Source organism: Neorhizobium turbinariae, assembly GCF_023223505.1.
GTDB classification, from domain to species: domain Bacteria; phylum Pseudomonadota; class Alphaproteobacteria; order Rhizobiales; family Rhizobiaceae; genus Neorhizobium; species Neorhizobium turbinariae.
Map to the genome: position 1 here is coordinate 264,115 of NZ_JALPRY010000001.1, position 23,552 is coordinate 287,666.

Here is a 23,552-nt window from a genome sequence, read left to right on the forward strand (position 1 = left end):
TTGGGGAGCAACGGGTCTCCTTGAGCGTTAGGCACTTCCGCATGAGGGAGAATCCTGATTGCATGCGAGCTTAACGGGGGGATGTTGATGAGGTCGATGAAGCGCATCTTGAAGCTCGGTGCGGGTGTTGCCGCCGTTGCGCTGGTTGCGGGCGTGACATGGCTTTATGTGGCGCCGCCCGAACTCCTGCGTGTCGGTAGCGGTTATGCCGCCAAGATCGTCTGCTCCAATGTGTTCCTTGCCAATCGCGACAGCCAAGAGGTGCTGGAAGTGGATGTCCAGGCGCCGGGTCATCCGCTCCTGCGGCTGATGCGCGTATCGGTCGACGAGGACGAGAAGACGGTGCATGCCGCGATCCTCGGCTTTATCGGCGGCAATGACGCGGTTTACCGGGAGGGGCTTGGCTGCTCGGTCACCCCCGACGAGAGGACGACTGCGCTACCGCATCTGGCGGTGAATGACGAAGTTGCGGTGGACGGCAATGCGTTGTGGGCGGAGGGGGCCGCCATCGAGCCTGACGCTCGGTTGACTGAGCAACTGGCAGATCCCGCACTTGTCGGGCCCGGCATGCGGGCGGTGGTTGTCGTCAAGGGCGGCAGGATCATTGCGGAAGCCTATGCGCCGGGCTTCAGCAAGGACACGCCGCTGCTCGGCTGGTCGATGACGAAAACGGTAACGGCGTCGATCATCGGCACGCTCGTGCGTGATGGCCGGATGTCGCTTGAGGATACGAGCCTGTTTCCGCAGTGGCGCAATGACCAGCGCGCCGAGATTACCGTCGCCAATCTCCTGGCGATGGAAAGCGGGCTTGCCTTCAATGAAGGTTACGGCTCGGTTGCCGATGTGACGCGGATGCTCTTCCTCGAGCCGGACATGGCGGCCTATGCCGCCGACCAGCCGCTGGAGGCCGATCCGGGCACGCGCTTCAACTATTCCTCGGGCACCGCCGTGCTGCTCTCGAAGATCTGGATGAACCGGATCGGAAATCGCGTCTCAGCTCTCGCTTATCCGCACCTGGCCCTGTTCGGGCCGCTCGGCATGACGAGCGCGGTGATGGAAACGGATGCGGCCGGGACCTTTACCGGAAGCTCCTACATGTATGCCACCGCACGCGACTGGGCGAAGTTCGGCCTGTTCCTGGCCCGCGATGGCGTCTGGAACGGCAACAGGATCCTGCCGGAGAATTTCGTCCGGCTGATGCATGAGCCGAATGGGTCTTCCAACGGCCGCTATTCGAAAATGCAGACCTGGCTTCCGGGAGGAGGCGATGGCATTCCGCCGGACACCTTCGTGCTCGACGGACATGACGGGCAAAGCGTCGTCGTCATTCCGTCGCTGGATGTGGTCGTGGTGCGGCTTGGCCTGACGCCAAGGACGCTCGGCTACAAGCTGGCAGGGCTCATAGAGGCTGCCGCGAAAGCGGGAACGGCGCCCTGAGGCGCCGTTCTAACTGCTGAGAGAGGTTGCTGCTATTTCTCGAGGACGTGCAGCATGTCCTTGCGCTTGGCGTCATGGTAATAGCCGCGCGCATAAAGCTTGATGGCGTGGTCGTTCTTGTTGTCTGCAACGAGCCACGCGCCACGCAGATACTTGATCGCATATTTGAGGTTGGTTTCGGCATCAAGAAGACCGGAGGCCGGGCCTTCATAACCCATCGACTTGGCCGTTGGGTAGCTGATCTGCATCAGGCCCCAATAGCCGTTCTTGTTGTAGGCCGACGGATCATATTTACTTTCGCGATGCACGACGCGGTGCACCAGCGATTCCGGCACGCCGTAAAGGCCCGAATAACGCTTGATGAGCTTCATCAACTCCGGCGTGGCATTGGCCGCGCTTGCAGGCAGCGGGTCGGGTGCGGGCGGAAATTCCATGGCCTTCAGCGATGCGACCGCATGCGGAGCGGACGCGTAAGCAAGCGTCGCCGAAGAAGGTGCGCGCGCGGAAGCTGCCGTGATGGTCGGGCGATCCGGGCGCGGCGTCGGCACCACGCGCTGCAGCGCCACCATGTCGGGAGTCAGTTCTGGTTCATCGAGCGCGATGGCCGCGGCGGCTGCCGGCTGGATCTTGCCCTCGGCAACGCCCGGGGCGACGTCTGTCGAGACGAGACGGCCAACCTTTGCGGTGGACGAAGGCTGCTGGCGCGAGGCTGCAAGAATGGTGGAGGTTGCCGGTGCATGCCAGTCTGCGACCGGTGCGGCCTGGGCAGAGGCAACAAGTGTCGAGGTTGCTGGTGCGGCGGCTGGAGCCTGGGCCACCTGCTGCGTCGTCGCATCCGCTGCCGGATCGGCAAGAGCAACCTGGGCGGCCATTTCGGGGGCGGCGATTGCCTGTTCCTGGGCGGTGGCGACTTCGGCTTCGGTCGGAACGGCGATCGGGAGGCGGACTGTCTTGGAAAGAGTGACTGTTGTCTGGGCGCCCGTTCCGGTCGTCTGCATCTGCGCAAGCTGCGGGCCGGAAGCCGTATTCTGGGCTCCTGCTGCCGGCGCATTTGTCGCCAGCTTGGTTTCCCGTTCGACGCTCGAGCAACCAGCCAGGAGGGAGGTTACCGCGCATGCGAGCACAGTTCCTTGACCGAGGATCCAGATCTTCGCCATCAGGTCACTTTCATGGAATTGGTTACCACCGTCCGCCCACGCCTTAACAAAAAGCGAAGTTTCATTAACCTATTGGGCGGCATCCGGCAAGACCGATCGCCATGCTGATCGGCAGAGGGGGGTCAGGCGGCGATCCGGCGGTAGCCTGCGGAGACAGCACGTCGCGAAATGAACTGGGCGCGCGGCTTGCCCAGGGCGGGACTGAGCGATCCGAGGCGACGCTTGCGGCCGAGCAGGCGACGGGGGAAGGCGATGTGCACGCTCATCGCGATGACGGCGCAGACGAGGAAGACGGACTGCAGTTCGAGCAGCTGGGGAAGGAGGGGGAGGCGCGGCTCGATGACCGTCGCCAGCACGGCAGCCAGGACGACGATGTAGCGTGGCGCGATCGCCGTGCGCTGGACAAGATTGCTGAAGATCCGGGTGCTGCCATATTGCGGCAGGTTGTCGTTGTCGGCGGCGAGGCCGCAGACGCGCGGGTCCTGAAGCGACCAGAGCACGTAAAGCATGAGATAGCCGACGCCGCCCCAGGCGAGGGCGGCAAGAAGGCTCGGGGCAAAAAGCGCGATGAGCGCCATCGGAACCATAGCCAGAACAAGTGCTGTCGAAAGGCCGACGGCGCAGGCTGGCACAGTCAGGATCGCGGTCTTGCGACCTTTCTGGGTGGCAAAAAGGGCGGCTTCACAGGCGGTCGGGTTCGGCAGGAGGACGAGCGCGATGGTCGTCGCGGCGAAAGCGAGCAAGGTTTCTATCGTCATCTCGTACCTCCCGGACCGCCGCCATGCCGTCCGCTATGCCATTGATTACGCTGCCTGGAAGGGCTGGCCGATATGGTCCATCACTTCCGCAAACCATTTTGCATTTAGATCGAAGTGTTTGCCACCTTTAATTCGTGGGAATTCGATCGTCCGAAGCTTGCCATTCTGGTCTTCGTCGTGGCCCGTGACGCCGGACACCTTGTTCAGTGCGCTTTCGACCGCGAGGTCGACCATGCCCTGGATGAGACGCAGGTCGTCTGCATTGGCGGGCGCCGAACGGGCGAAGTAACCCGACTTCTGAACCATGGAGCGATCCGCGCCGATGAGGGCCGCAAATTGCTTCTGGAACCAGCCGCCGACATTGATCGTGTCGAGCTTCACGTGGCCGAAGGCGTCGCGTGGCACCGCTTCGCCGGCTGCCTCGCGCTCGGCGACGATGGTTTCCAGCCCAGCGCCTTCCGAGACGAACAGGGTCACGAAGCCGCGCTTGTCCATGACGTCCTTGAGGCGTGCCGCCTCCTGTTCCAGGTCGAACGCCATTTCCGGCAAATAGATCCCGTCGATGTTCTTCATCGACGTGTTCATCATGAAGCCCTCGACATATTCATTGTCCTTGGTCTTCTGGATATAGGCACGCGCAGTCGCCGCTGTCAGCCAGCCGCAGTGACGACCCATCACTTCGTGGATCACGAATGTGCGAGGTGCGGCACTCTGCTCGTTGGAAACGTGGTCGAAGAAATGTGCGCCGACCTCGGCGGCCGTCCAGGCCCCGAGAGACTGGCGGATCGGCACGACGTCGTTATCGACCGTCTTGGGGAGCCCGACGACCGTCAGGTCGTAACCATTGGCGCCGAGATAGGCGGCGAGATCCGCCGCCGTGGTGTTGGTATCGTCACCGCCGATCGTGTGGAGAATGGTGATGCCATCGGCGGCCAGGCGATCGGCTGCCACCTGAAGCGGATTGTCGCCTTCCTTCACGAGGCCGCGCTTGACGCAGTCGGCCGTATTGGTGAGCTTGACGCGGCTGTTGCCGATCGGCGAGCCGCCATAGCGGTGCAGGAGGTAGGCTTTCTCGCGCATGTCCTGCGAGATCTCGATCTTGTCGCCGAGGAGCACCCCCTGGTAACCGGATCTATAGGCGATCAGTTCGATCTCAGGCGCCACGTCCGAATACCGTTCGATCAAGCCTCCGACGGCTGAAGACAGGCACGGGGCAAGGCCCCCAGCGGTCAACATTGCAACTTTCTGCTTCGCCATCGTTCCTCCTTGACGCCATCGCGCATGACACGTTCCAAGCCAAATGGATGCGATACCACGCGCCGTCTGTAAAGCGGATTTCTCAACGAAAACCGGTATTTCGCGGTATCGAGCAGATGTTGATGACTGGTCGATGCGACTTAATCGTTTGAATGCGGCTCATCGGTCGCGGGTGCCAAGTGAAGCGTCCAGCTGCGAGGTCCATGACATCGTCAACGGGAACCGGAGCGAATCCCCGTGGTTCTTCCGGGCAAGAACACGTTCATGATCGGGCTCTGCAGGCGGCGGAAAGGGTTGTGGGAAGACCGTCGATTATTCGGAAAACATGAACAGAGTTTAATCTGATACGCGCCTTTGGGCGTCTTGCAACAGTAAAGAATCTCTGGTCCACTGCGCATATGATTTTCGATTTTGCATGCCTCCAATTTTCCTCCCTCTGGGAACGTCTTCTCGGCGCCGTTGGCGACGCCGCGGGCGGCGTGCTCGGCCGCGTAGTCGAGGCGATCCGGACCGTCTTTGAGGGCGACCCAGAAACGCGTCGGCAGGTTTCATTCTCTGTCGCCATCATTGCGCTCTCGGCCAAGATGGCGAAGGCGGATGGTATCGTGACCGAGGCGGAAGTGAAGGCGTTCCAGCAGATCTTCGATTTCCCGGATGAGGAAGCACGCAACGTCGCGCGCCTTTACAATCTCGCGCGCCAGGACGTTGCGGGCTACGAGGCGTACGCGACGAAGCTCGCAGGCCTCTGCAGCCCGGGTGCCGGCAAGGTCGACAACTGCCCGATGCTGGAAAACGTCATTGATGGGCTGTTCCACATCGCCAAGGCCGATGGTCTCGTGCACGAGAAGGAACTCGTCTTCCTCGGACGCATTGCCGAGATCTTCAGGATCGACGAAGCGCATTTCCGCAGGATCATGGCGCGGCACGTCCATCTTGACGGTGCGGACCCTTACCTCATCCTCGGTGTGTCGCCGGAAGATGACTTCCCGAAGATCCGCAAGCAGTACCGGCTGCTGGTCTCCGAGCATCATCCGGACCGGTTGATTGCGCGTGGCGTGCCCGTTTCCCTGCATGCTGCCGCCAATGAGCGGATGGCTGCACTCAATGCTGCCTATGCGGCTATCGAGAAAGAGCGCCGCGCAGCATGACCGCATTTTCCGCCGATTTTTCCGGCGCGACGGTCTGTCCTTCTCCCAACCACGGCGAACGTGCCGGCGGCCGGCAGCCGGATATGATCATCCTGCACTACACGGGCATGCCGACGGCGGGGCAGGCGCTCGCCTGGCTCTGCAACGGCGAGAGCCAGGTCTCCAGCCACTACTTCATCCATGAAGACGGACGCATCGACCAACTCGTGCCGGAGGCGCGCCGCGCCTGGCACGCGGGCAAGAGCGAATGGGCCGGTGAGACGGATATCAACTCGTGCTCAATCGGGATCGAGATAGCCAATCCCGGCCATCCCGGTGGTTTGCCGCCGTTTCCGGATGCGCAGATCCAGGCGGTGATTGAATTGTGTCTTGATTGCGGCACACGTTGGAAGATCGCCCCTGAACGGGTGCTCGGACACTCGGATGTGGCACCCATTCGCAAGGTCGACCCCGGCGAAAATTTCCCCTGGGAGAAATTGCACCTTGACAGGATTGGCCACTGGATCGCTCCGACCCAAATCACCGGCGGGCGGTTTTTCCAGTATGGTGAGAGCGGGCAGCCGATCGAGGCGCTGCAATCGATGCTGTCGCTATACGGCTACGCCATTGAAGTTTCTGGTACTTTTTGTGAACGGACCAAGGGCGTCGTGGAAGCCTTCCAGCGCCATTTCCGTCCGCAGCTGGTGGATGGGATCGCCGATTTCTCGACGATCGACACGCTGCATCGGCTACTGAAGGCGCTGCCGAAGTTCAACTAGTTTGAACGAGCAGCGCGCGGTTTGGTTCCGTCGCCTGAGGCCGAAAAATCCCCCTTGCCACATCCTGACCGCATTAGCTGGTTCTAAAAGAGACCGTTCGTGCGGCCACCACAGTAGGACGGGGTTGCAAAGATAAACGTTCAGGTTTCGTGAAGCCCCGCGCCGTCTACCGGTGACGCGGTGAGAGGATGTCTGCGTATCGACATCCGCGAGCCTGTTGTACCGGAGACAGTTGTACTCAATGAAGACCATGTTTGTTGCTGCCGCGGCTGGCCTTGCCATGCTGATCGCGGGAGGGGAAGTTGTGCGCGCTGAAGACAGCGGCGAAGCCCGTGTCTATACCAAGCCTCTGATCATTCCGTGGGAAACCCGCGAAACCGGCTTTGCTGCTCCCACGGCTGTTGACCGCCGTCTGGTGCGCCGCGTCCACTACACCAAACTGATCACCCAGTATGCTGAACTTTATGGCGTTCCGGTTGGCATCGCGCATGCCGTCGTTCAGGTGGAGAGCAATTTCCGACCGACGGTGAAGGGCAGCGCCGGCGAAATCGGCCTGATGCAGATCAAGCCGGCCACGGCGCGCCAGATGGGTTACGAAGGTCCTGACCACGGCCTCTTCGACCCGGAAACCAACATTCGCTACGGCATGAAGTATCTCGCCGGCGCCCATGATCGCGGCGATGGCAAGGTCTGCGGCACGATCCTCAAGTACAATGCGGGCCACGCCGCCAAGAAGATGAACCCGGTTTCCAAGCGCTACTGCGCCAAGGTGCAGGCGATCTTGGAAAAGGAAAAGCAAACGGCGCCTTCCTCCGGTTCGTCACTCGCGTTTGATGTGCGGCCGCTGAAATATCCGACCTCGACGCCGATGATATTTTGATTCCGGTTGTCGCCGGAACCCTCTAGAAAGACAGCATGAATGTCATGCTGCAGAGGGTTGAAAGATGGCGACGCGATACCGGTGTATCGTAATCGGCAGGGGAATGATGGGCACCGCCGCCGCCCGTTACCTGTCGAAGTGGACCGATGGCGTTGCGTTGATCGGTCCCGGTGAGCCGGCGGACTACGGACGCCATGACGGCGTCTTCGCCAGCCACTATGACGAGGCGCGCATTACCAGGACGATCGACCCCGATCCGGTCTGGGCGCGCCTCGCCAATCGCTCCATCGATCGCTACGCAGAGATTGCCGCAACAAGCGGCATCGACTTCTATTCCGAAACCGGATGCCTTCTCGTTGGCCCGCAGCCGGAAAATGATGCGGCCTATGTCACCAGGATCCTTGACGCCGCGCGGCGCCTCGATGTGGTGACGGAAACGGTTTTGGACGATGCGCTTGCAGCGAAATTTCCGTACTTCTCCTTTCCGACTGGCAGCCAGGGGGTGTGGGAAGCAAAGCGGGCAGGCAACATCAATCCGCGAAGGCTGGTGAGCGCGCAGGTCCTGCTTGCCGAGCGGCAGGGCACAGCAATCATTCCGGAGACTGTTTCAAGCGTCCGCCAAGAGGGGGATTTCGCCACCGTCTCGACGGTCGAGGGCAAGACGTATCAGGCCGACAAGGTGCTGATCGCCGCCGGTGGTTTTTCCATTAACGAGAATCTCTTGCCGCGACGTCTTGATCTGAAGGTTTATGCCCGCACGGTGGCATTCTTCGAGATCGACCAGCAGACTTTCGACGCCTGGGGCTCGGTCCCGTCGCTTATCTGGAAATGGAGCGAAGCCGATGAGGGGATTTATCTCCTTCCGCCGGTCCGCTACCCGGACGGCAAGCTCTACATCAAGATTGGCGGCGATCCGGATGATGTACTCCTGCCGACGGAGTCGGAGATCCGTACCTGGTTCAAGAGCGGCGGGCGCGAGGGCACCAAACGGCATCTGACTGAAGTCATGCGGACGCTGATGCCGGAGCTCGACCTGTCACGGTCTTTCATGGCGGCCTGTGTCACCTCCTTCACGCCGACGGGCTACCCGGCCATTGCCATGACGGAGGCGGACCGCATCGGCGTTCTCAGCGGCGGCTGCGGCGCGGCGGCCAAAAGTTCCGACGAGATTGGCCGGCTGGGCGCCGAACTGGTTCACCACGGACGTATCATCGACGACGCCTATGCGGCCGAAACGGATTTCCGCGCCGATTACCTCTAGCCTCTGGTAATCTCGAGCTGCCTCCGTTATTGACCGGCTGCCAGTTGGCCGGGCAGCCGCGCTTTACCAATGCCGAAAGGCGGTAGGGTGAGGAAAGTCCGGGCTCCACGGAATCACGGTGCCGGATAACGTCCGGCGGGGGCGACCCCAGGGAAAGTGCCACAGAAAGGAAACCGCCCCGCTTGCTGTACCGCTCTTGTTGAGAAGCGGCAGAGCTAGCGGGGTAAGGGTGAAAGGGTGGGGTAAGAGCCCACCGCGCTTCTGGTAACAGCGGCGGCAAGGTAAACCCCACCGGGAGCAAGACCGAATAGGGATGACGTGGGTCCAGGCCTCGGCCTGGGCTACAGCCGGTTTCCGGGCCAGTCATCCGGGTGGGTTGCGTGAGGCGGCATGCAAATGTCGTCCCAGATGAATGGCTGCCACGTTTCGGTGTTCGCACCGAGGCCATACAGAACCCGGCTTACAGGCCAACTGGCGTTTACCTCTCCTCCTCCAATGACCGCATAACCGTGTACCGCAGAGGCTGTCCGGCGGGCGATTGAGATTATCCACAGCATCGCTAATAAGCGTGCCGGATCATTGGCTTATTACATGCCTCAAGTGGGTTTGGCGGGGACTGCAGAGGCAGTTTGTGCATCATGCCTGATAACCCTTTGTTAAACTTAACAGCTTATAAATAAATCAGGCTTGGGAGCGGCTAGCGGGGCCATTCCCATTGACGCCCATATGGTCCCATGGTATCCCAAAATCGCACTTCAAAGGGGCGAATAAGCGCCCGCCAATCCCAGAGTTTCGGCTTCATCGCCGGGCGAGTTATCGGCCCTGCGCGTGGCGAAGCTTTGTCTTGGTTGGAAGTGCTGGAGGGGCGGATTTTCGCCCATCGATGCAACGGGGCGGATGTTTGGCGTGATGAGCCGCTTCCTGTCGAACGCGACGAACAGAATCGATGCGAAGGGACGGGTCTCCGTCCCGGCGGGTTTCCGTGCGGTTCTTTCGCAGCGTGGGATTCAGGAGTTGTATTGTCTCCAGGATTTCATCTTTCCGGCCGTGAGCGTCGGAGGTCCGGATCTGCTCGATCGCTACGAGCGGCAGATCGCCTCGGTCGATCCGTTCTCGGTGGAAGCGAACCGGATGTCGCTGCTCGTTCACGGTGGCGGCGTCTTCATGAGGCTCGATGCGGAGGGCCGGCTGATGGTCACGGATTTCATCCGCGACTTCACGGGAATCAGCACGGAAGTCACCTTCGTCGGGCGCTCGGATCATTTTCAGCTTTGGCAGCCGCAGGCGTTCCACGAGGCGCAGGCGGCGGCAAGAGAGGGGCGCTCGAGTTCGCGTCCAGGCTAGGACGGGAGTGCGGAATGGGGGCGAATTCTGGCGGCGGAATAACCGAGGCCGGTGGCGGACCGGTTCGTCACATTCCGGTTCTCCTGAGGGAAGTCATCGAGGCGCTGGAGCCTCAACCCGGCAAGATCATCCTCGACGGCACATTCGGGGCGGGCGGTTACACGTCCGCCCTGCTTGCCGCCGGTGCCGATGTGATCGCGCTTGATCGCGATCCGACGGCGATTGCAGCCGGGCAGGCGCTGGTGGCCCAGAGTGGTGGTCATCTTCATCTCATCCAGTCGGAGTTTTCGCGGTTGGCCGATCATGCGCCGGCTGCGGGGCTCGATGGAGTCGTGCTCGATATCGGTGTCTCTTCAATGCAGATCGACGAGGCTGAGCGCGGCTTCTCGTTCCAGAAGAACGGCCCGCTCGACATGCGCATGTCCGGGCAGGGTGTCTCGGCCGCTGACGTCGTCAACCGCGCCAAGGTCGGTGACCTGATCCGGATCTTCGGGTTCCTGGGCGAGGAAAAGCAGGCGGGGCGTATCGCCCGCGCCATCGAAAAGCGCCGCGCTTCCGAATTATTCACGACGACCCGGGACCTCGCCAACTTCATCGAGAGCGTCAATCCACGCAAGGCGAAGGACAAGATCCACCCGGCGACCCGCGTCTTCCAGGCGCTGCGGATCTTCGTCAACGACGAACTGGGCGAACTGGCGCAGGCACTGTTTGCCGCCGAGCGTGCCCTGAAGCCCGGCGGTCGTCTCGTGGTGGTGACATTCCATTCGCTGGAAGATCGCATCGTCAAGCAGTTCTTCTCCGACCGTTCCGGCAAGGCATCCGGTTCGCGGCACCTGCCGATGGTCGAAGCCAAGCCCGCCATTTTCGAAACGCTTGGCAAGTCGATGATCGCGGCAAGCGACGAGGAGGCGGAAGCAAACCCGCGGGCCCGCTCCGCCAAGCTTCGCGCCGGCGTCCGAACCGAGGCAGCAGCGCGTACCGCCGACCTGTCGATCTTCGATCTTCCTGATCTCGCAAGCCTAGCTAAGATGGGAGCCTGAGACATGCTGCGTAGCTTTGATCTCGTGCTGATCGGCATCATGACCGCAACCGCGGTGGTGACCTACACCATCAAGCATCGTGCTGATGAGAAGCTTGCCGAGGTGCGCCGGCTGGAGCAGGAAATCAGGCTTGAGAAGGACACGATCGACCTTCTGAAGGCAGACTGGGCACTGCTGACCCAGCCGAACCGGCTGCATCGGCTGATCAATACCTATAGTGCGGAACTCGAGCTGGTTCCGACAGAGCCTACGCAGTTGGCGATGCCGCAGGAACTTCCGATGATGCGCGCGGCCCTGCCGCAGCCGGAGACGACGATCGAGGACATCATTGCCGGCAAGAACAGCGAAGTTGCCAAGGCCCTCAAGGGCGTTGCTGCCGCAAAGGCTAATCCCGCGTCGAAGATTCCGGTGCCGATTGCGCGCCGTCCCAACGTTGAAGCAATCTCTACTGGATCGGTGAAACGCTAATGTCTTTCCTTTCCCGCATCATGGTCCTGAAGAGCCGCGCCCATTTCAACACTGGCGGTCGCGGCAGTGCTCCCTCGGCTGGCGCCTCTTTCCAGGGTACGCGCAAGAAGAAGTCGGCCCAGGCCAAGAACCGCGTCGGGCTGCTGATTGCCGGCTTCACGGTGTTCTACTGCGTGATCGGCGGGCGCCTTGTGCAATACGGCATGGCCGAGCCGCTCACGACATCGAGCATTCTGCCGCCCGACCGGCTGCTCGCGTCGCGTCCCGATCTGGTGGACCGCAATGGTGAGGTTCTTGCCACCGACATCCGCACGGTCTCGCTGTTTGCCGAGCCGCACAAGATTGTCGATGCGGACGAAGTGATCGAGAAACTGTCGACAGTGCTGCATGACCTCGACGTGAAGGGCACCTATTCCAAGCTCAAGTCTAATTCCCGCTTCCAGTGGCTGCGCCGTCAGCTGACGCCGAAGCAGCAGAGCCAGATCCTCGCCCTCGGTATCCCGGGCATCGGCTTTCGTCCCGAGAAGCGCCGTTTCTATCCCGGTGGGCCGACCGCCGCCCACGTTGTCGGTTACGTCAATATCGACAACCGTGGCGTTGCCGGCATGGAGCGTTACGTCGACAACCAGGGCCTGGCGGATCTCGCTGCCGTCGGCATGACCTCCAGCCAGCCGCTTGAGCCGGTGAAGCTGTCCATCGATGTGCGTGTGCAGGCGATTGTTCGCGAGGTTGTAACCACCGCGATCCAGAAGTTCCAGGCGCTTGGCGCCGGTGGCGTGGTCATGGATGCCCATACCGGCGAAATCCTCGCCATGGTCTCGGTTCCGGATTTCGACCCGAACAATCCTGCCGAAGGCGGCGAGGAAGGCTGGCTCAATCGCATGTCGAACGGCACGTTCGAAATGGGCTCGACCTTCAAGTCCTTCACCGTGGCAATGGGCCTCGATGATGGCAAGATGAACCTCCAGAGCACCTTTGACGCGCGCTTCCCGATCCGAATCGGCGGCTTCACGATCAAGGACTTCCACGGCAAGGGCCGCGTGCTGAGCGTGCCCGAGATCTTCCAGTATTCTTCCAACATCGGCACGGCGAAGATTGCCGACGCCGTCGGGATCGAGGGCCACAAGGCGTTCCTCGAAAAGCTTGGTCTGCTCACCAAGATGAAAACCGAACTGCCGGAAGTGGCTCAGCCGAGCCAGCCGCGGACGTGGAAGAAGATCAACTCGATCACCATTTCCTTCGGTCACGGTGTCTCGACGACGCCGTTGCAGACCGCAGTTGCGGGTGCTGCACTTCTCAATGGCGGCAAGTACATTCCGCCGACATTCCTGCCGCGCAGCCGCGAAGAAGCCGACCAGATTGCGACGCAGGTGCTGAAGCCGACGACCAGCCGGGACATGCGCTTCCTGTTTGAGTGGAACGGCGTCAATGGTTCGGGCCGCAATGCCCGCGTGCCCGGCTTCAACGTCGGGGGCAAGACCGGCACGGCCGACAAGGTCGTCAACGGCCGCTATGCGCATGACAAGAACTTCAACGCCTTCCTGGCCGGCTTCCCGATGGATAACCCGCGTTACGTGGTGTTGACCTTCATCGATGAGCCGAAAACCGACAAGGGCAATGGTGCAGCGCTTGCCGGCACCAGTGCGGCGCCCATGGTGAAGGACATCATCAGCCGCTCGGCAGCCATTCTCGGGGTTAAACCAAAATTCGGCAAGGACGGTTCTGCCCTGCTCGTGTCTTATTGAGTACTACAAATCGGCACACGATTCGTGGGGACCGTTTTCAGATGACTACACAGCCGAAGAAGCTCAGAGACCTCGCAGGTCAGGATTTGCCGGAACTCGCGGAGCTCCTTGCTGGGCCGGCGGGCGACCTGGAGATCACCGGCCTGACCTCCGACAGCCGCAAGGCAGTGCCAGGCACGTTGTTTGCCGCCCTTGCCGGGGCGAAGGCTGACGGCTCGGCCTTCATCGGGGATGCGGCTGCGCGCGGCGCAGTCGCCGCCATTGCATCGCAGCCGGCAGATGCCGGTATCCCCGTGCTTGCTGTTTCCAATCCGCGTCGCTTGCTGGCGCTGGCGGCCGCTCGCTTCTTTGGTGCGCAGCCGCAAACCATGGTTGCCGTGACGGGCACGGCGGGCAAGACCTCGGTCGCCTCCTTCACCCGCCAGATCTGGGCATTTGCCGGCCACGCTGCGGCACAGATCGGCACGACCGGCGTCGTGTCGCCCACCCGCAATGACTACGGTTCGCTGACGACGCCCGATCCGGTGGAATTGCAGAAGCTCCTGGCGGAACTCGCCGCCGAAGGCGTTACGCATGCTGCGATGGAAGCCTCCAGCCACGGTCTCGACCAGAGCCGGCTCGACGGTGTGAAGCTGGCCGCGGCGGGCTTTACCAATCTCGGCCGTGACCACATGGACTACCATCCGACGATCGAGGACTACATGGCCGCCAAGATGCGGCTGTTCGACACGCTGATGCCGAAGGGTGGACCGGCCGTCATCTTCTCGGACGATGCCTGGTCAAAGGAAGCAATCCGCGCCGCCACCGCAGCCGGTCTTGATGTTCGCACCGTCGGACGGGCCGGTGACTATCTCTGCCTCAAGCGCGTCGAGCACTTCCGCCACAAGCAGATGGCCGAGATCCATGTCGGCACGGAAATTTTCGAAGTCGACATTCCGCTTGCCGGCGATTTCCAGGTCGCCAATGCTCTCGTTTCGGCCGGACTTGCCATGTCGACCGGTGTTCCTGCCGCGACTGCGATGGCCGCACTTGAGAAACTGGTCGGTGCATCCGGACGGCTCGAACTCGTCGGCCAGACGAGGGACGGGGCGCTCGCCTATGTCGACTATGCCCACAAGCCTGACGCGCTGGAAAACGTGCTGGCCTCGGTTCGGCCGTTCACCACTGGCCGCGTCATCGTCGTGTTCGGTTGCGGCGGCGACCGCGACAAGGGAAAGCGCCCGATCATGGGCGAGGTCGCCACGCGACTGGCCGACGTGGTGATCGTCACTGACGACAACCCGCGTTCCGAAGTGCCTGAGGTCATTCGTTCGGAAATCATGGCCGCTGCGCCGGGCGCCATCGAGATCGGCGACCGCGCAAGGGCAATCCGCGAAGCCGTCGGCATGCTCCGGTCCGGTGATACGCTGATCGTTGCCGGCAAGGGACACGAGGAAGGCCAGACGGTCGGGGCGACGGTGCTGCCGTTCTCCGATCACGTTGAAGTCCGCAAAGCCTTGGAGGAGGTTGCATCTTGAATTTTCTCTGGACCTCCGCCGACCTCGTTTCCGCGATGGAAGGCCGCCCAATCGGCAGTCTGCCGGCCGGGATTACCGGCATTTCCATTGACAGCCGGTCGATCGGCGAGGGCGAGGCCTTCTTCGCCATCAAGGGTGATCGCGTTGATGGGCATGACTATGCCAGCATGGCGGTAGCCAATGGGGCGGCGCTGATCGTCGTGTCGGAAGGCAAACTGCCGGCGCTGGGCAAGCTGACCATCCCGATGATCGTCGTGGACGACGTGCTGGCGGCGCTTGGGCGGCTGGCGGTTGCATCGCGCGCCCGCAACGCCGCACGTATCGTTGCCGTCACGGGATCCGTCGGCAAGACGACGACGAAGGAAATGCTGCGCCACGCGCTGGCGGCGTCCGGCAAGGTTCATGCCGCCGTTGCCTCCTTCAACAACCATTGGGGTGTGCCGCTGACGCTCGCCCGCATGCCGGCGGATACCGCCTTCGGCGTGTTCGAGATCGGCATGAACCACCCCGACGAGATCCGGCCTCTCGTGAAGATGGTGCGCCCGCATGTCGCCATCATCACGACCATTGCCGCTGCGCATCTTGGCCACTTCAAGAACCTCGAAGAAATCGCAGCAGCGAAGGCCGAGATTTTCGAAGGCGTGGAGCCTGGCGGCGCGGTGATCCTCAACCGTGACAACCAGCACTTCGGTTTCCTCGACGAGCAGGCGCAGGCGGTGGGTGTTTCGCATATCTACAGCTTCGGCCAGCATGCGAAGGCTGATTTCCGCCTCGTTGACTTCGAGGGCAACGCAGAAACGTCGACGATCTGGGCTGTGGTGAACGGCGAGACGACGGAAGTGCATATCGGTGCGCCCGGCCGCCATATCGCTGAAAACGGCATGGCGGTTTTGGGCGCCTGCTTCCTGCTCGGGGCCGACATGACCGGTGCAAGGAATGCGCTCGCCGGGTTAAAGCCGGTCAAGGGCAGGGGCGAACGCCACCAGTTGCGGATCGGCGACGGGCGCCTGACCCTGATCGATGAAAGTTACAACGCCAACCCGGCCTCGGTTCGTGCCGCCGTCGCACTTTTGGCTTCGACAGAGCCCGATGCTGGCGGACGCCGGATCGCCGTTCTGGGCGACATGCTCGAGATGGGCGAATTCTCAGCTCAGGTGCATGAAGAGCTCGCCGGTCCGATTCTCGCGGCCGGCATCGAACATGTGTGGCTGGCAGGCGAGGAGATGACGGCGCTCAAGGAGGCACTGCCGCCGAGCGTCGATGTGCATCATGAGCTCCAGACGGAAGCGCTTGCTGATTTCGTCGTTCGATCGGTGCGGCCCGGCGATGTGGTGATGGTGAAGTCTTCGCTTGGGATTGGCTTCGGCAAGATTGTGGCGGCGCTGCTTGACAACTATCCGGCATTCTCCGACACGGAGCGCCTCTCGTGAATTCGAAGCGGCTTAAGAAAGGGCGCTGAATGCTGATCTGGCTTGTGGAACTGGCGGACAAGATTCAATTCTTCAACCTGTTCCGGTACATCACCTTTCGTACAGGCGCCGCGCTCTTCACCTCCGCCTTCATCGTCTTCATGTTCGGTCCGCAGATGATCGCCTCCTTGCGCGTGCGGCAGGGCAAGGGACAGCCGATTCGCGCTGATGGACCGCAGACGCATTTCAAGAAGGCTGGCACCCCGACCATGGGCGGGCTGATGATCCTCGCCGGCATCCTCGGCGGATCGTTGCTCTGGGCAGACCTTTCCAACATCTATGTTGTCGCCACGCTTCTCGTGACGCTCGGCTTCGGCGCGATCGGTTTCTATGACGATTACCTGAAGGTGACGAAGCAGACCGACAAGGGCTTTTCCGGCAAGGCGCGCCTCGGGATCGAGTTCGTCATCGCAGGGATCGCGACCTTCTTCATGATGCGCATGGCGATGACCACCGGCCAGACCGCCAATCCCAACCTCGGGACCTCGGTGGCCTTTCCCTTCTTCAAGGACTTGTTCCTCAACCTCGGCATCTTCTTTGTCATCTTCGGCGGCTTCGTGATCGTCGCAGCTGGCAACGCCGTGAACCTGACCGACGGACTCGACGGCCTTGCAATCGTTCCGGTGATGATTGCCGCTGCCTCCTTCGGCGTCATTGCCTACCTCGTCGGTAATGCCGTTTTCGCCGGTTACCTGCAGATCAACTTCGTGCCCGGCACGGGCGAACTGGCGGTGATCCTTGGCGCCGTGATTGGCGCCGGGCTTGGCTTTTTGTGGTTCAATGCGCCGCCGGCTGCCATCTTCATGGGTGATACGGGCTCGCTGGCGCTCGGCGGCCTGATTGGTTCGGTAGCCGTTGCCACCAAGCACGAGATCGTCATGGCGATCATCGGCGGCCTCTTCGTTATGGAAACGCTGTCGGTCATCATCCAGGTCGGCTTCTTCAAGATGACCGGCAAGCGCGTTTTCCTGATGGCGCCGATCCACCACCACTTCGAGAAGCTGGGCTGGACGGAAAGCCAGGTCGTGATCCGCTTCTGGATCATTGCGGTTGGCCTCGCGCTCCTTGGCCTCTCCACGTTGAAGCTGCGGTAAAGGCCCATGATTCCGGTCACGACATTCAAGGGCAAGAAGGTCGCGCTTTTTGGTCTCGGAGGCTCTGGCCTTGCGACGGCGAAGGCGCTTGTCGCCGGTGGTGCGGACGTCACGGCCTGGGACGACAATCCCGACAGCGTTGCAAAGGCGGTGGCGAAAGGGCTCACGACGGCGGACCTGCGGGGCATTGACTGGGCGGCGCAGGGTGCCTTTGTCCTGTCTCCCGGCGTGCCGCTGACGCATCCGAAGCCGCATTGGAGCGTCGACCTGGCGCGCGCCGCAGGCGTCGAGATCATCGGCGACGTGGAGCTTTTCGTGCGGGAGCGCCGGGCGCATGCGCCGGACTGCCCGCTGATTGCCATTACCGGCACCAACGGCAAGTCCACGACGACGGCGCTCATCGCCCACATCTTGAAGTCCAGCGGCCGCGACACGCAGCTTGGCGGCAATATCGGAACGGCGATCCTGACGCTCGACCCCCCGAAGGACCAGCGGTTCTATGTCGTTGAGTGCTCGTCGTACCAGATCGACCTGGCGCCGACGCTGAACCCGACGGCCGGCATCCTGCTCAACCTGACGCCGGATCACCTCGATCGCCACGGGACGATGCAGCATTACGCCGAGGTGAAGGAGCGTCTGGTTGCCGGCAGCAAGACGGCGGTGATCGGCGTCGACGACACCTTCTGTGCGCTCATCGCCGACCGGGTGGAGCGCGCTGGTGTTGCCGTGAAACGGATCTCGAAGCGCAACGTGGTCGCCGAAGGTCTCTATGCCGAAGGGAGCCGGATCATCGAAGCGCATGCCGGTGCATCCTCCGCTCTCGTGGATCTCGACGGCATCCAGACCCTGCGCGGAAGCCACAACGCCCAGAATGCAGCCGCCGCCATCGCCGCCTGCCTTGCCGTGGGCGTCTCCGCGGACGAGATCCGCTCCGGGCTCAAATCCTTCCCGGGCCTGAAGCACCGCATGCAGCCGGTGGCCAAGCGCGGGCAGGTGGTCTTCGTCAACGATTCCAAGGCCACCAATGCTGACGCCGCGGCGCCGGCCTTGTCGAGCTATGAACGGATCTACTGGATCGCGGGCGGCCTTCCGAAGGAAGGTGGCATAGTCAGCCTCGCTCCACTCTTCCCGCGTATCGTCAAGGCATATTTGATCGGAGAAGCAGCTCCGGCATTTGCTGCGACGCTTGGCGAGGCGGTGCCTTACGAGATTTCGGGCACGCTGGAGAAGGCGGTGGCCCACGCTGCGGCAGATGCCGGTGAGGATGGCCTTGCATCCGCCGTGATGCTGTCGCCAGCCTGTGCAAGCTTCGACCAGTTCAAGAATTTCGAGGTTCGCGGCGATGCCTTCGTTGGTCTCGTTGCCGGGCTAAAGGATGTCACCATGCTCATTGAACCGACCTGACCACTCGGGTCGATCAGGGACGGAAAGGAAAACCGATGGTAAGCCGCGCAGATCGTGGGCCGCTCGCAGACTGGTTCTGGACGATCGACCGTTTCTTCCTCGTCGCGTTCATCCTTTTGATGGGCATCGGCTTCATGCTGTCGTTTGCCGCGTCACCCGCAGTTGCCGAGCGTATCGGGCTGGATAGCTTCCACTTCGTGGAGCGCCACGCATTCTTCATCATCCCGTCTCTGGCGGTGATGATCGGCCTTTCGTTCCTCACTCCGCGCCAGGTGCGGCGCACGGCCATCATCCTCCTGCTCATCTCGCTTGCGATGATGGTGCTGGCGCTCTTCGTCGGGGTCGAGGTCAAGGGTTCACGCCGTTGGATCGGCATCGGCGCCTTCTCCATCCAGCCTTCTGAATTCATGAAGCCGGCCTTCGTCGTTGTCTGCGCATGGCTGTTTGCGGAGCACGCGCGCCAGCCGGAAATTCCGGGAAATCTTTTTGCAATTATCCTGTTCGGCATCGTCGCGGCCTTGCTCGTGGCGCAGCCCGACCTTGGCCAGACGATTCTGACCAGTGTCGTCTGGGGCGGCATGTTCTTCATGGCCGGCATGCCGTGGCTCTGGATCTTCTTGCTGGGCGGGTGTGGTGTCGGCGGCATGGTCGCCGCGTACTATCTCCTGCCGCACGTCACGGCGCGTTTCGACAAGTTCCTCACCGGCGAGGGCGACCGCTTCCAGATCGAAACAGCGCATGAGGCGATCCTCCAGGGCGGTTGGTTCGGCCAGGGTCCCGGCGAAGGCGTCGTGAAGCGCATCCTGCCCGACAGCCACACGGACTTCATCTTCTCGGTTGCCGCGGAAGAATTCGGCATTATCTTTTGCATGGCGCTTGTTGCGATCTTCGCCTTCGTCGTGCTTCGCGGACTGAACCATGCCTTCAAGGAGGGCAATGACTTCAACCGCTTTGCCGTCGCCGGCCTCGTTCTCCAGATCGGCATGCAGTCGATGATCAATATCGGGGTCAACCTTGAACTCATGCCGGCCAAGGGCATGACCCTGCCGCTGATTTCCTACGGTGGCTCATCGATGATTGCGATCGGTGTGACCGCAGGCTTCATCCTGGCATTGACGCGCCATCGACCGGAGAAGCGGGCGCAAGAACGCAGCCTGTTCCGGGTCAGCCATAGTGTGCCGGCGGAGTGAGTTTTAGATGAGCAAGGGTATCATCCTGCTAGCCGCCGGGGGAACCGGCGGCCATTTGTTTCCTGCGGAGGCCCTGGCGCACGAGTTGAAGGCGCGTGGCTACGCGGTTCACCTTGTGACCGACAGCCGCGCAGAGCGTTTTGCGGGCAAGTTTCCCGCAGACGAGATCCATGTCGTTCCCTCGGCCACTTTTGCATCGAAGAATCCGGTCGCAATGTTGCGCACCGGCTGGAAGCTGTGGACGGGACTTCGCGCCGCCCGCCGCCTGATCAATCGGCTGAAGCCGCTCGCCGTCGTCGGCTTCGGTGGCTACCCGACCGTGCCGCCGCTGCTGGCTGCGACCTCGCTTGGCGTTCCCTCGATGATCCACGAGCAGAATGCGGTCATGGGGCGCGCCAACAAGATGTTAGCGTCGAAGGTTCAGGCGATCGCCGGCGGGTTCCTGCCCGAGGACAAGGGTGCTTATGCCGGAAAGACCGTGACAACGGGCAACCCGGTGCGTCCGGCGGTGCTGGAAGCGGCCAAAACGGCTTATGTCGCCTCTCGCGGTACCGATCCCTTCCGGCTGGTCGTGTTCGGCGGCAGCCAAGGCGCGCAGTTCTTCTCTTCAGCCATCCCGACGGCGCTGAGCCTGCTGAGTGACGCGGAACGCGATCGCCTCGTCGTGACGCAGCAGGCGCGCCCGGAGGACAAGGACCGGGTGACCTCCTGCTTCGCCAAGCTCAATTCGCCGGCTGATATCTCGTCGTTCTTTTCCGACATGGCGGAGCGACTTGCGATGGCGCATCTCGTCATCTGCCGTTCCGGCGCCTCAACTGTTTCCGAGATCGCGGTGATCGGGCGACCGTCCGTTCTCGTGCCCTATCCGCACGCCCTTGATCACGACCAGGCGGCCAATGCCGAAGCGCTGGTCGCAACCGGTGGCGCCAAGGTGGTGAAGCAATCTGATCTTTCCCCGGGAAAGCTTGCCTCCATCATCTCCGGTGCCATGAAGGATCCGGACAAGCTGGAAAGAATGGCGGCGGCGGCCAAGTCTGCCGGGCATCCGAACGCGACGGACTTGCTTGCGGACATGGTCGCGGTTATCGCAGAGCGTAAGTCAGTTACGGAATTTAAGGCGTCGCTGGGCAAAGCGACGCAAAACGCGGGAGTACACGCATGAAGATGCCGAAGGCCATCGGGCTCGTCCATTTCATCGGCATCGGCGGGATCGGCATGAGCGGCATTGCCGAAGTGCTGCACAACCTTGGTCACAAGGTGCAGGGGTCTGACCAGTCGGATGGCGCCAACGTCCAGCGCCTGCGTGACAAGGGCATACCGGTCTTCGTTGGCCATCAGGCGAACAACCTGGGCGATGCCGAAGTGATCGTTGTTTCCACCGCGATCAAGAAGGACAATCCGGAGCTTGTCGCCGCGCGTGAAAAGTCGCTGCCGATCGTGCGCCGCGCGGAAATGCTGGCCGAACTGATGCGCTTCCGCAATGCGATCGCCATCGGTGGCACGCATGGCAAGACGACGACAACCTCGATGGTCGCGACGCTGCTCGAAGCGGGTGGGCTCGACCCGACTGTCATCAATGGCGGCATCATCAATGCCTATGGCACCAATGCCCGCATGGGTGAGGGCGAGTGGATGGTGGTCGAGGCCGACGAATCGGACGGCACCTTCCTGAAACTCCCGGCCGATGTCGCGATTGTCACCAATATCGATCCGGAACATCTGGACCACTACGGCAGCTTCGACGCCGTGCGGAACGCTTTCCGGCAGTTCGTCGAGAACGTGCCATTCTATGGCTTTGGCGTGTTGTGTATCGACCATCCGGAAGTGCAGGCTCTCGTGGCCCGCATCGAGGATCGCAAGATCGTCACCTATGGTGAGAACCCGCAGGCTGATGCGCGATTCTCCAACGTGCGCATGGAAGGCACGCGCGCCATCTTCGACGTCGAGATCCGGCGCCGTCGTACCGGCAAGGTCTTCAATTTCAAGGACCTGGCGCTGCCGATGCCGGGGCGCCACAATATCTCGAACGCCACGGCGGCGATTGCCGTCGCAAACCGGCTCGGCATCTCCGAAGACAATATCCGCAAGGGGCTTGCGAACTTCAGTGGGGTGAAGCGTCGGTTTACGCTGACGGGCACCTGGAACGGTGTCTCGATCTTTGATGACTACGGCCACCATCCGGTGGAAATCAAGGCGGTACTGAAGGCCGCGCGCGAAGCCTGCAAGGGTCGGATCATCGCGGTGCACCAGCCGCATCGCTACACGCGCCTGTCGAGCCTGTTCGAGGATTTCGCCACCTGCTTCAACGATGCCGACAGCATCATCCTGGCACCAGTCTATGCCGCCGGCGAGGAGCCGATCGAAGGCGCCAATTCGGAAGCGCTGGTATCGCGCATCCGCTCTGGAGGCCACCGCGACGCGCGCTACATGGAACTTTCAACGGAACTTGCGTCCATCGTATCCAGCATTGCGAAACCGGGTGATTTCGTGGTTCTTCTGGGAGCAGGTAACATCACCCAATGGGCGGCAGCGCTGCCCAAGGAACTGGAAAGCGTTTCGGGACAGTGAGAATGAAACAGGTAAATGGGGAAAAGCTGCTGGCGTCGCTGGGAAGCGGCGTAGAAAAATTGCGTGGCCGGTTGACGCCGGATGCCCCCATGGACCGGGTGACGTGGTTCCAGGCGGGCGGTCTGGCGGAACTGATGTTCCAGCCGCACGACGTGGAGGACCTCGCGACCTTCCTGCAGATACTGCCGGCCAACGTACCGCTGACGGTGGTCGGCGTCGGTTCGAACCTGCTCGTCCGCGACGGCGGCATTCCGGGCGTCGTCCTGCGTTTGTCTGCCAAGGGATTTGGCCAGGTCGAGCTTGCCGGCGAGAACCGCATCAAGGCCGGTGCCATCTGCCCGGACAAGCATATCGCCGCGATGGCCATGGACAACGGCATCGGCGGCTTTGCCTTCTACTACGGCATCCCTGGCTCGATCGGCGGAGCCTTGCGCATGAACGCGGGTGCCAACGGGACCGAAACGCGGGAGAGGGTGGTGGAAGTCCACGCGCTCGACCGGCAGGGAAACAAGCACGTGTTGTCGAACGCCGACATGGGCTACACCTATCGTCATTCTGCGGCCCCGGCGGACCTGATCTTCACACACGCGGTGTTCGAAGGGTACCCGGAAGAACGCGGCAAGATCCGCGCGGAGATGGATGCCGTGCGACAGCACCGCGAGACGGTGCAGCCGGTGAAGGAGAAGACCGGAGGCTCGACCTTCAAGAACCCGGAAGGTCATTCGGCGTGGAAGCTGATCGACGACGCGGGTGGTCGTGGCCTGATGAACGGCGGGGCGCAAATGTCGTCTCTCCACTGCAACTTCATGATCAATATCGGCCACGCGACCGGCTACGACCTCGAATATCTCGGCGAGATGGTGCGCCAGCGTGTCTTCGAACACTCCGGTGTCAAGCTTGAATGGGAGATCAAGCGCCTCGGTGTGTTCATGCCGGGACGGGAAGTTCGTCCGTTCCAGGGCGTTACCACCGAATAAAACACCCAAACCGTCAGTCGCTGAAAGGCCCGCCAAGTCAGAATCTTAGCGGGCTTTTTTGTTATTTTGATTCAGCTTTC

General features: G+C 61.9%; 20 protein-coding genes and 1 other RNA gene. 18 read left to right on the top strand and 3 right to left on the bottom strand.

Annotated features, from left to right (window positions below):
- The first annotated feature begins 87 nt into the window (after positions 1–87).
- Positions 88–1,437, top strand: coding sequence for a serine hydrolase domain-containing protein (locus M0654_RS01240; protein ID WP_248681483.1), 1,350 nt, complete (start codon positions 88–90; stop codon positions 1,435–1,437).
- A gap of 32 nt (positions 1,438–1,469) precedes the next feature.
- Here the strand turns inward: M0654_RS01240 and M0654_RS01245 are convergent, their stop codons facing one another.
- The 3 genes from M0654_RS01245 to M0654_RS01255 all read right to left on the bottom strand — a co-directional run bounded on the left by M0654_RS01245 (position 1,470) and on the right by M0654_RS01255 (position 4,609).
- Complete coding sequence (locus M0654_RS01245; RefSeq protein WP_248681484.1) at positions 1,470–2,594, bottom strand: transglycosylase SLT domain-containing protein; 1,125 nt, start codon at positions 2,592–2,594, stop codon at positions 1,470–1,472.
- Positions 2,595–2,716: 122 nt separating this feature from the next.
- Positions 2,717–3,352 (bottom strand): hypothetical protein, encoded by a 636-nt coding sequence (locus M0654_RS01250; RefSeq protein WP_248681485.1) that lies wholly within the window; start codon positions 3,350–3,352, stop codon positions 2,717–2,719.
- Between the two features lie 45 nt (positions 3,353–3,397).
- A complete protein-coding gene (locus M0654_RS01255; protein WP_248681486.1) occupies positions 3,398–4,609 on the bottom strand; it encodes a pyrophosphate--fructose-6-phosphate 1-phosphotransferase in 1,212 nt (403 codons plus the stop codon).
- A gap of 398 nt (positions 4,610–5,007) precedes the next feature.
- On the opposite strand from M0654_RS01255, the gene M0654_RS01260 reads away from it, so the two are divergent.
- The 17 genes from M0654_RS01260 (at position 5,008) to murB (ending at position 23,472) form a co-directional block, all read left to right on the top strand.
- Positions 5,008–5,757: a J domain-containing protein gene (locus M0654_RS01260; protein ID WP_248681487.1), complete on the top strand. Its 750-nt coding sequence runs from the start codon at positions 5,008–5,010 to the stop codon at positions 5,755–5,757.
- Positions 5,754–6,515: an N-acetylmuramoyl-L-alanine amidase gene (locus M0654_RS01265; RefSeq protein WP_248681488.1), complete on the top strand. Its 762-nt coding sequence runs from the start codon at positions 5,754–5,756 to the stop codon at positions 6,513–6,515. Before M0654_RS01260 ends, M0654_RS01265 begins: the two co-directional genes overlap by 4 nt.
- Before the next feature lie 241 nt (positions 6,516–6,756).
- Positions 6,757–7,395, top strand: coding sequence for a lytic transglycosylase domain-containing protein (locus M0654_RS01270; RefSeq protein ID WP_248681489.1), 639 nt, complete (start codon positions 6,757–6,759; stop codon positions 7,393–7,395).
- 64 nt (positions 7,396–7,459) lie between these two features.
- Positions 7,460–8,656, top strand: a complete 1,197-nt coding sequence (locus M0654_RS01275) for an NAD(P)/FAD-dependent oxidoreductase (protein ID WP_248681490.1) — start codon at positions 7,460–7,462, stop codon at positions 8,654–8,656.
- 40 nt (positions 8,657–8,696) lie between these two features.
- An RNA gene (gene rnpB / locus M0654_RS01280) (RNase P RNA component class A) lies at positions 8,697–9,135 on the top strand.
- 430 nt (positions 9,136–9,565) lie between these two features.
- Positions 9,566–10,000: a division/cell wall cluster transcriptional repressor MraZ gene (gene mraZ / locus M0654_RS01285; RefSeq protein ID WP_248681491.1), complete on the top strand. Its 435-nt coding sequence runs from the start codon at positions 9,566–9,568 to the stop codon at positions 9,998–10,000.
- A gap of 14 nt (positions 10,001–10,014) precedes the next feature.
- Positions 10,015–11,040 (top strand): 16S rRNA (cytosine(1402)-N(4))-methyltransferase RsmH, encoded by a 1,026-nt coding sequence (gene rsmH, locus M0654_RS01290; protein ID WP_248681492.1) that lies wholly within the window; start codon positions 10,015–10,017, stop codon positions 11,038–11,040.
- Positions 11,041–11,043: 3 nt separating this feature from the next.
- The gene (ftsL, locus tag M0654_RS01295) at positions 11,044–11,508 is read left to right on the top strand and encodes a cell division protein FtsL (RefSeq protein ID WP_118849978.1); all 465 of its coding nucleotides are present in this window, start codon (positions 11,044–11,046) and stop codon (positions 11,506–11,508) included.
- On the top strand, positions 11,508–13,253 hold the full coding sequence (locus tag M0654_RS01300; protein ID WP_118849977.1) for a peptidoglycan D,D-transpeptidase FtsI family protein: 1,746 nt from the start codon (positions 11,508–11,510) through the stop codon (positions 13,251–13,253). Before ftsL ends, M0654_RS01300 begins: the two co-directional genes overlap by 1 nt.
- 41 nt (positions 13,254–13,294) lie before the next feature.
- On the top strand, positions 13,295–14,770 hold the full coding sequence (locus tag M0654_RS01305) for a UDP-N-acetylmuramoyl-L-alanyl-D-glutamate--2,6-diaminopimelate ligase (RefSeq protein ID WP_248681493.1): 1,476 nt from the start codon (positions 13,295–13,297) through the stop codon (positions 14,768–14,770).
- On the top strand, positions 14,767–16,200 hold the full coding sequence (locus tag M0654_RS01310) for a UDP-N-acetylmuramoylalanyl-D-glutamyl-2,6-diaminopimelate--D-alanyl-D-alanine ligase (protein ID WP_248681494.1): 1,434 nt from the start codon (positions 14,767–14,769) through the stop codon (positions 16,198–16,200). The genes M0654_RS01305 and M0654_RS01310 overlap by 4 nt, the downstream gene beginning before the upstream one ends.
- A 29-nt stretch (positions 16,201–16,229) precedes the next feature.
- On the top strand, positions 16,230–17,333 hold the full coding sequence (gene mraY, locus M0654_RS01315) for a phospho-N-acetylmuramoyl-pentapeptide-transferase (RefSeq protein WP_118849974.1): 1,104 nt from the start codon (positions 16,230–16,232) through the stop codon (positions 17,331–17,333).
- Positions 17,334–17,339: 6 nt separating this feature from the next.
- Positions 17,340–18,737, top strand: a complete 1,398-nt coding sequence (murD, locus tag M0654_RS01320) for a UDP-N-acetylmuramoyl-L-alanine--D-glutamate ligase (RefSeq protein WP_248681495.1) — start codon at positions 17,340–17,342, stop codon at positions 18,735–18,737.
- 35 nt (positions 18,738–18,772) lie between these two features.
- On the top strand, positions 18,773–19,927 hold the full coding sequence (gene ftsW / locus M0654_RS01325; RefSeq protein WP_118849972.1) for a putative lipid II flippase FtsW: 1,155 nt from the start codon (positions 18,773–18,775) through the stop codon (positions 19,925–19,927).
- A gap of 7 nt (positions 19,928–19,934) precedes the next feature.
- Positions 19,935–21,089, top strand: coding sequence for an undecaprenyldiphospho-muramoylpentapeptide beta-N-acetylglucosaminyltransferase (gene murG, locus M0654_RS01330; RefSeq protein ID WP_248681496.1), 1,155 nt, complete (start codon positions 19,935–19,937; stop codon positions 21,087–21,089).
- The gene (gene murC, locus M0654_RS01335; protein ID WP_118849970.1) at positions 21,086–22,495 is read left to right on the top strand and encodes a UDP-N-acetylmuramate--L-alanine ligase; all 1,410 of its coding nucleotides are present in this window, start codon (positions 21,086–21,088) and stop codon (positions 22,493–22,495) included. The genes murG and murC overlap by 4 nt, the downstream gene beginning before the upstream one ends.
- Positions 22,496–22,497: 2 nt before the next feature.
- Complete coding sequence (gene murB / locus M0654_RS01340) at positions 22,498–23,472, top strand: UDP-N-acetylmuramate dehydrogenase (RefSeq protein ID WP_248681497.1); 975 nt, start codon at positions 22,498–22,500, stop codon at positions 23,470–23,472.
- Positions 23,473–23,552: the final 80 nt, after the last annotated feature.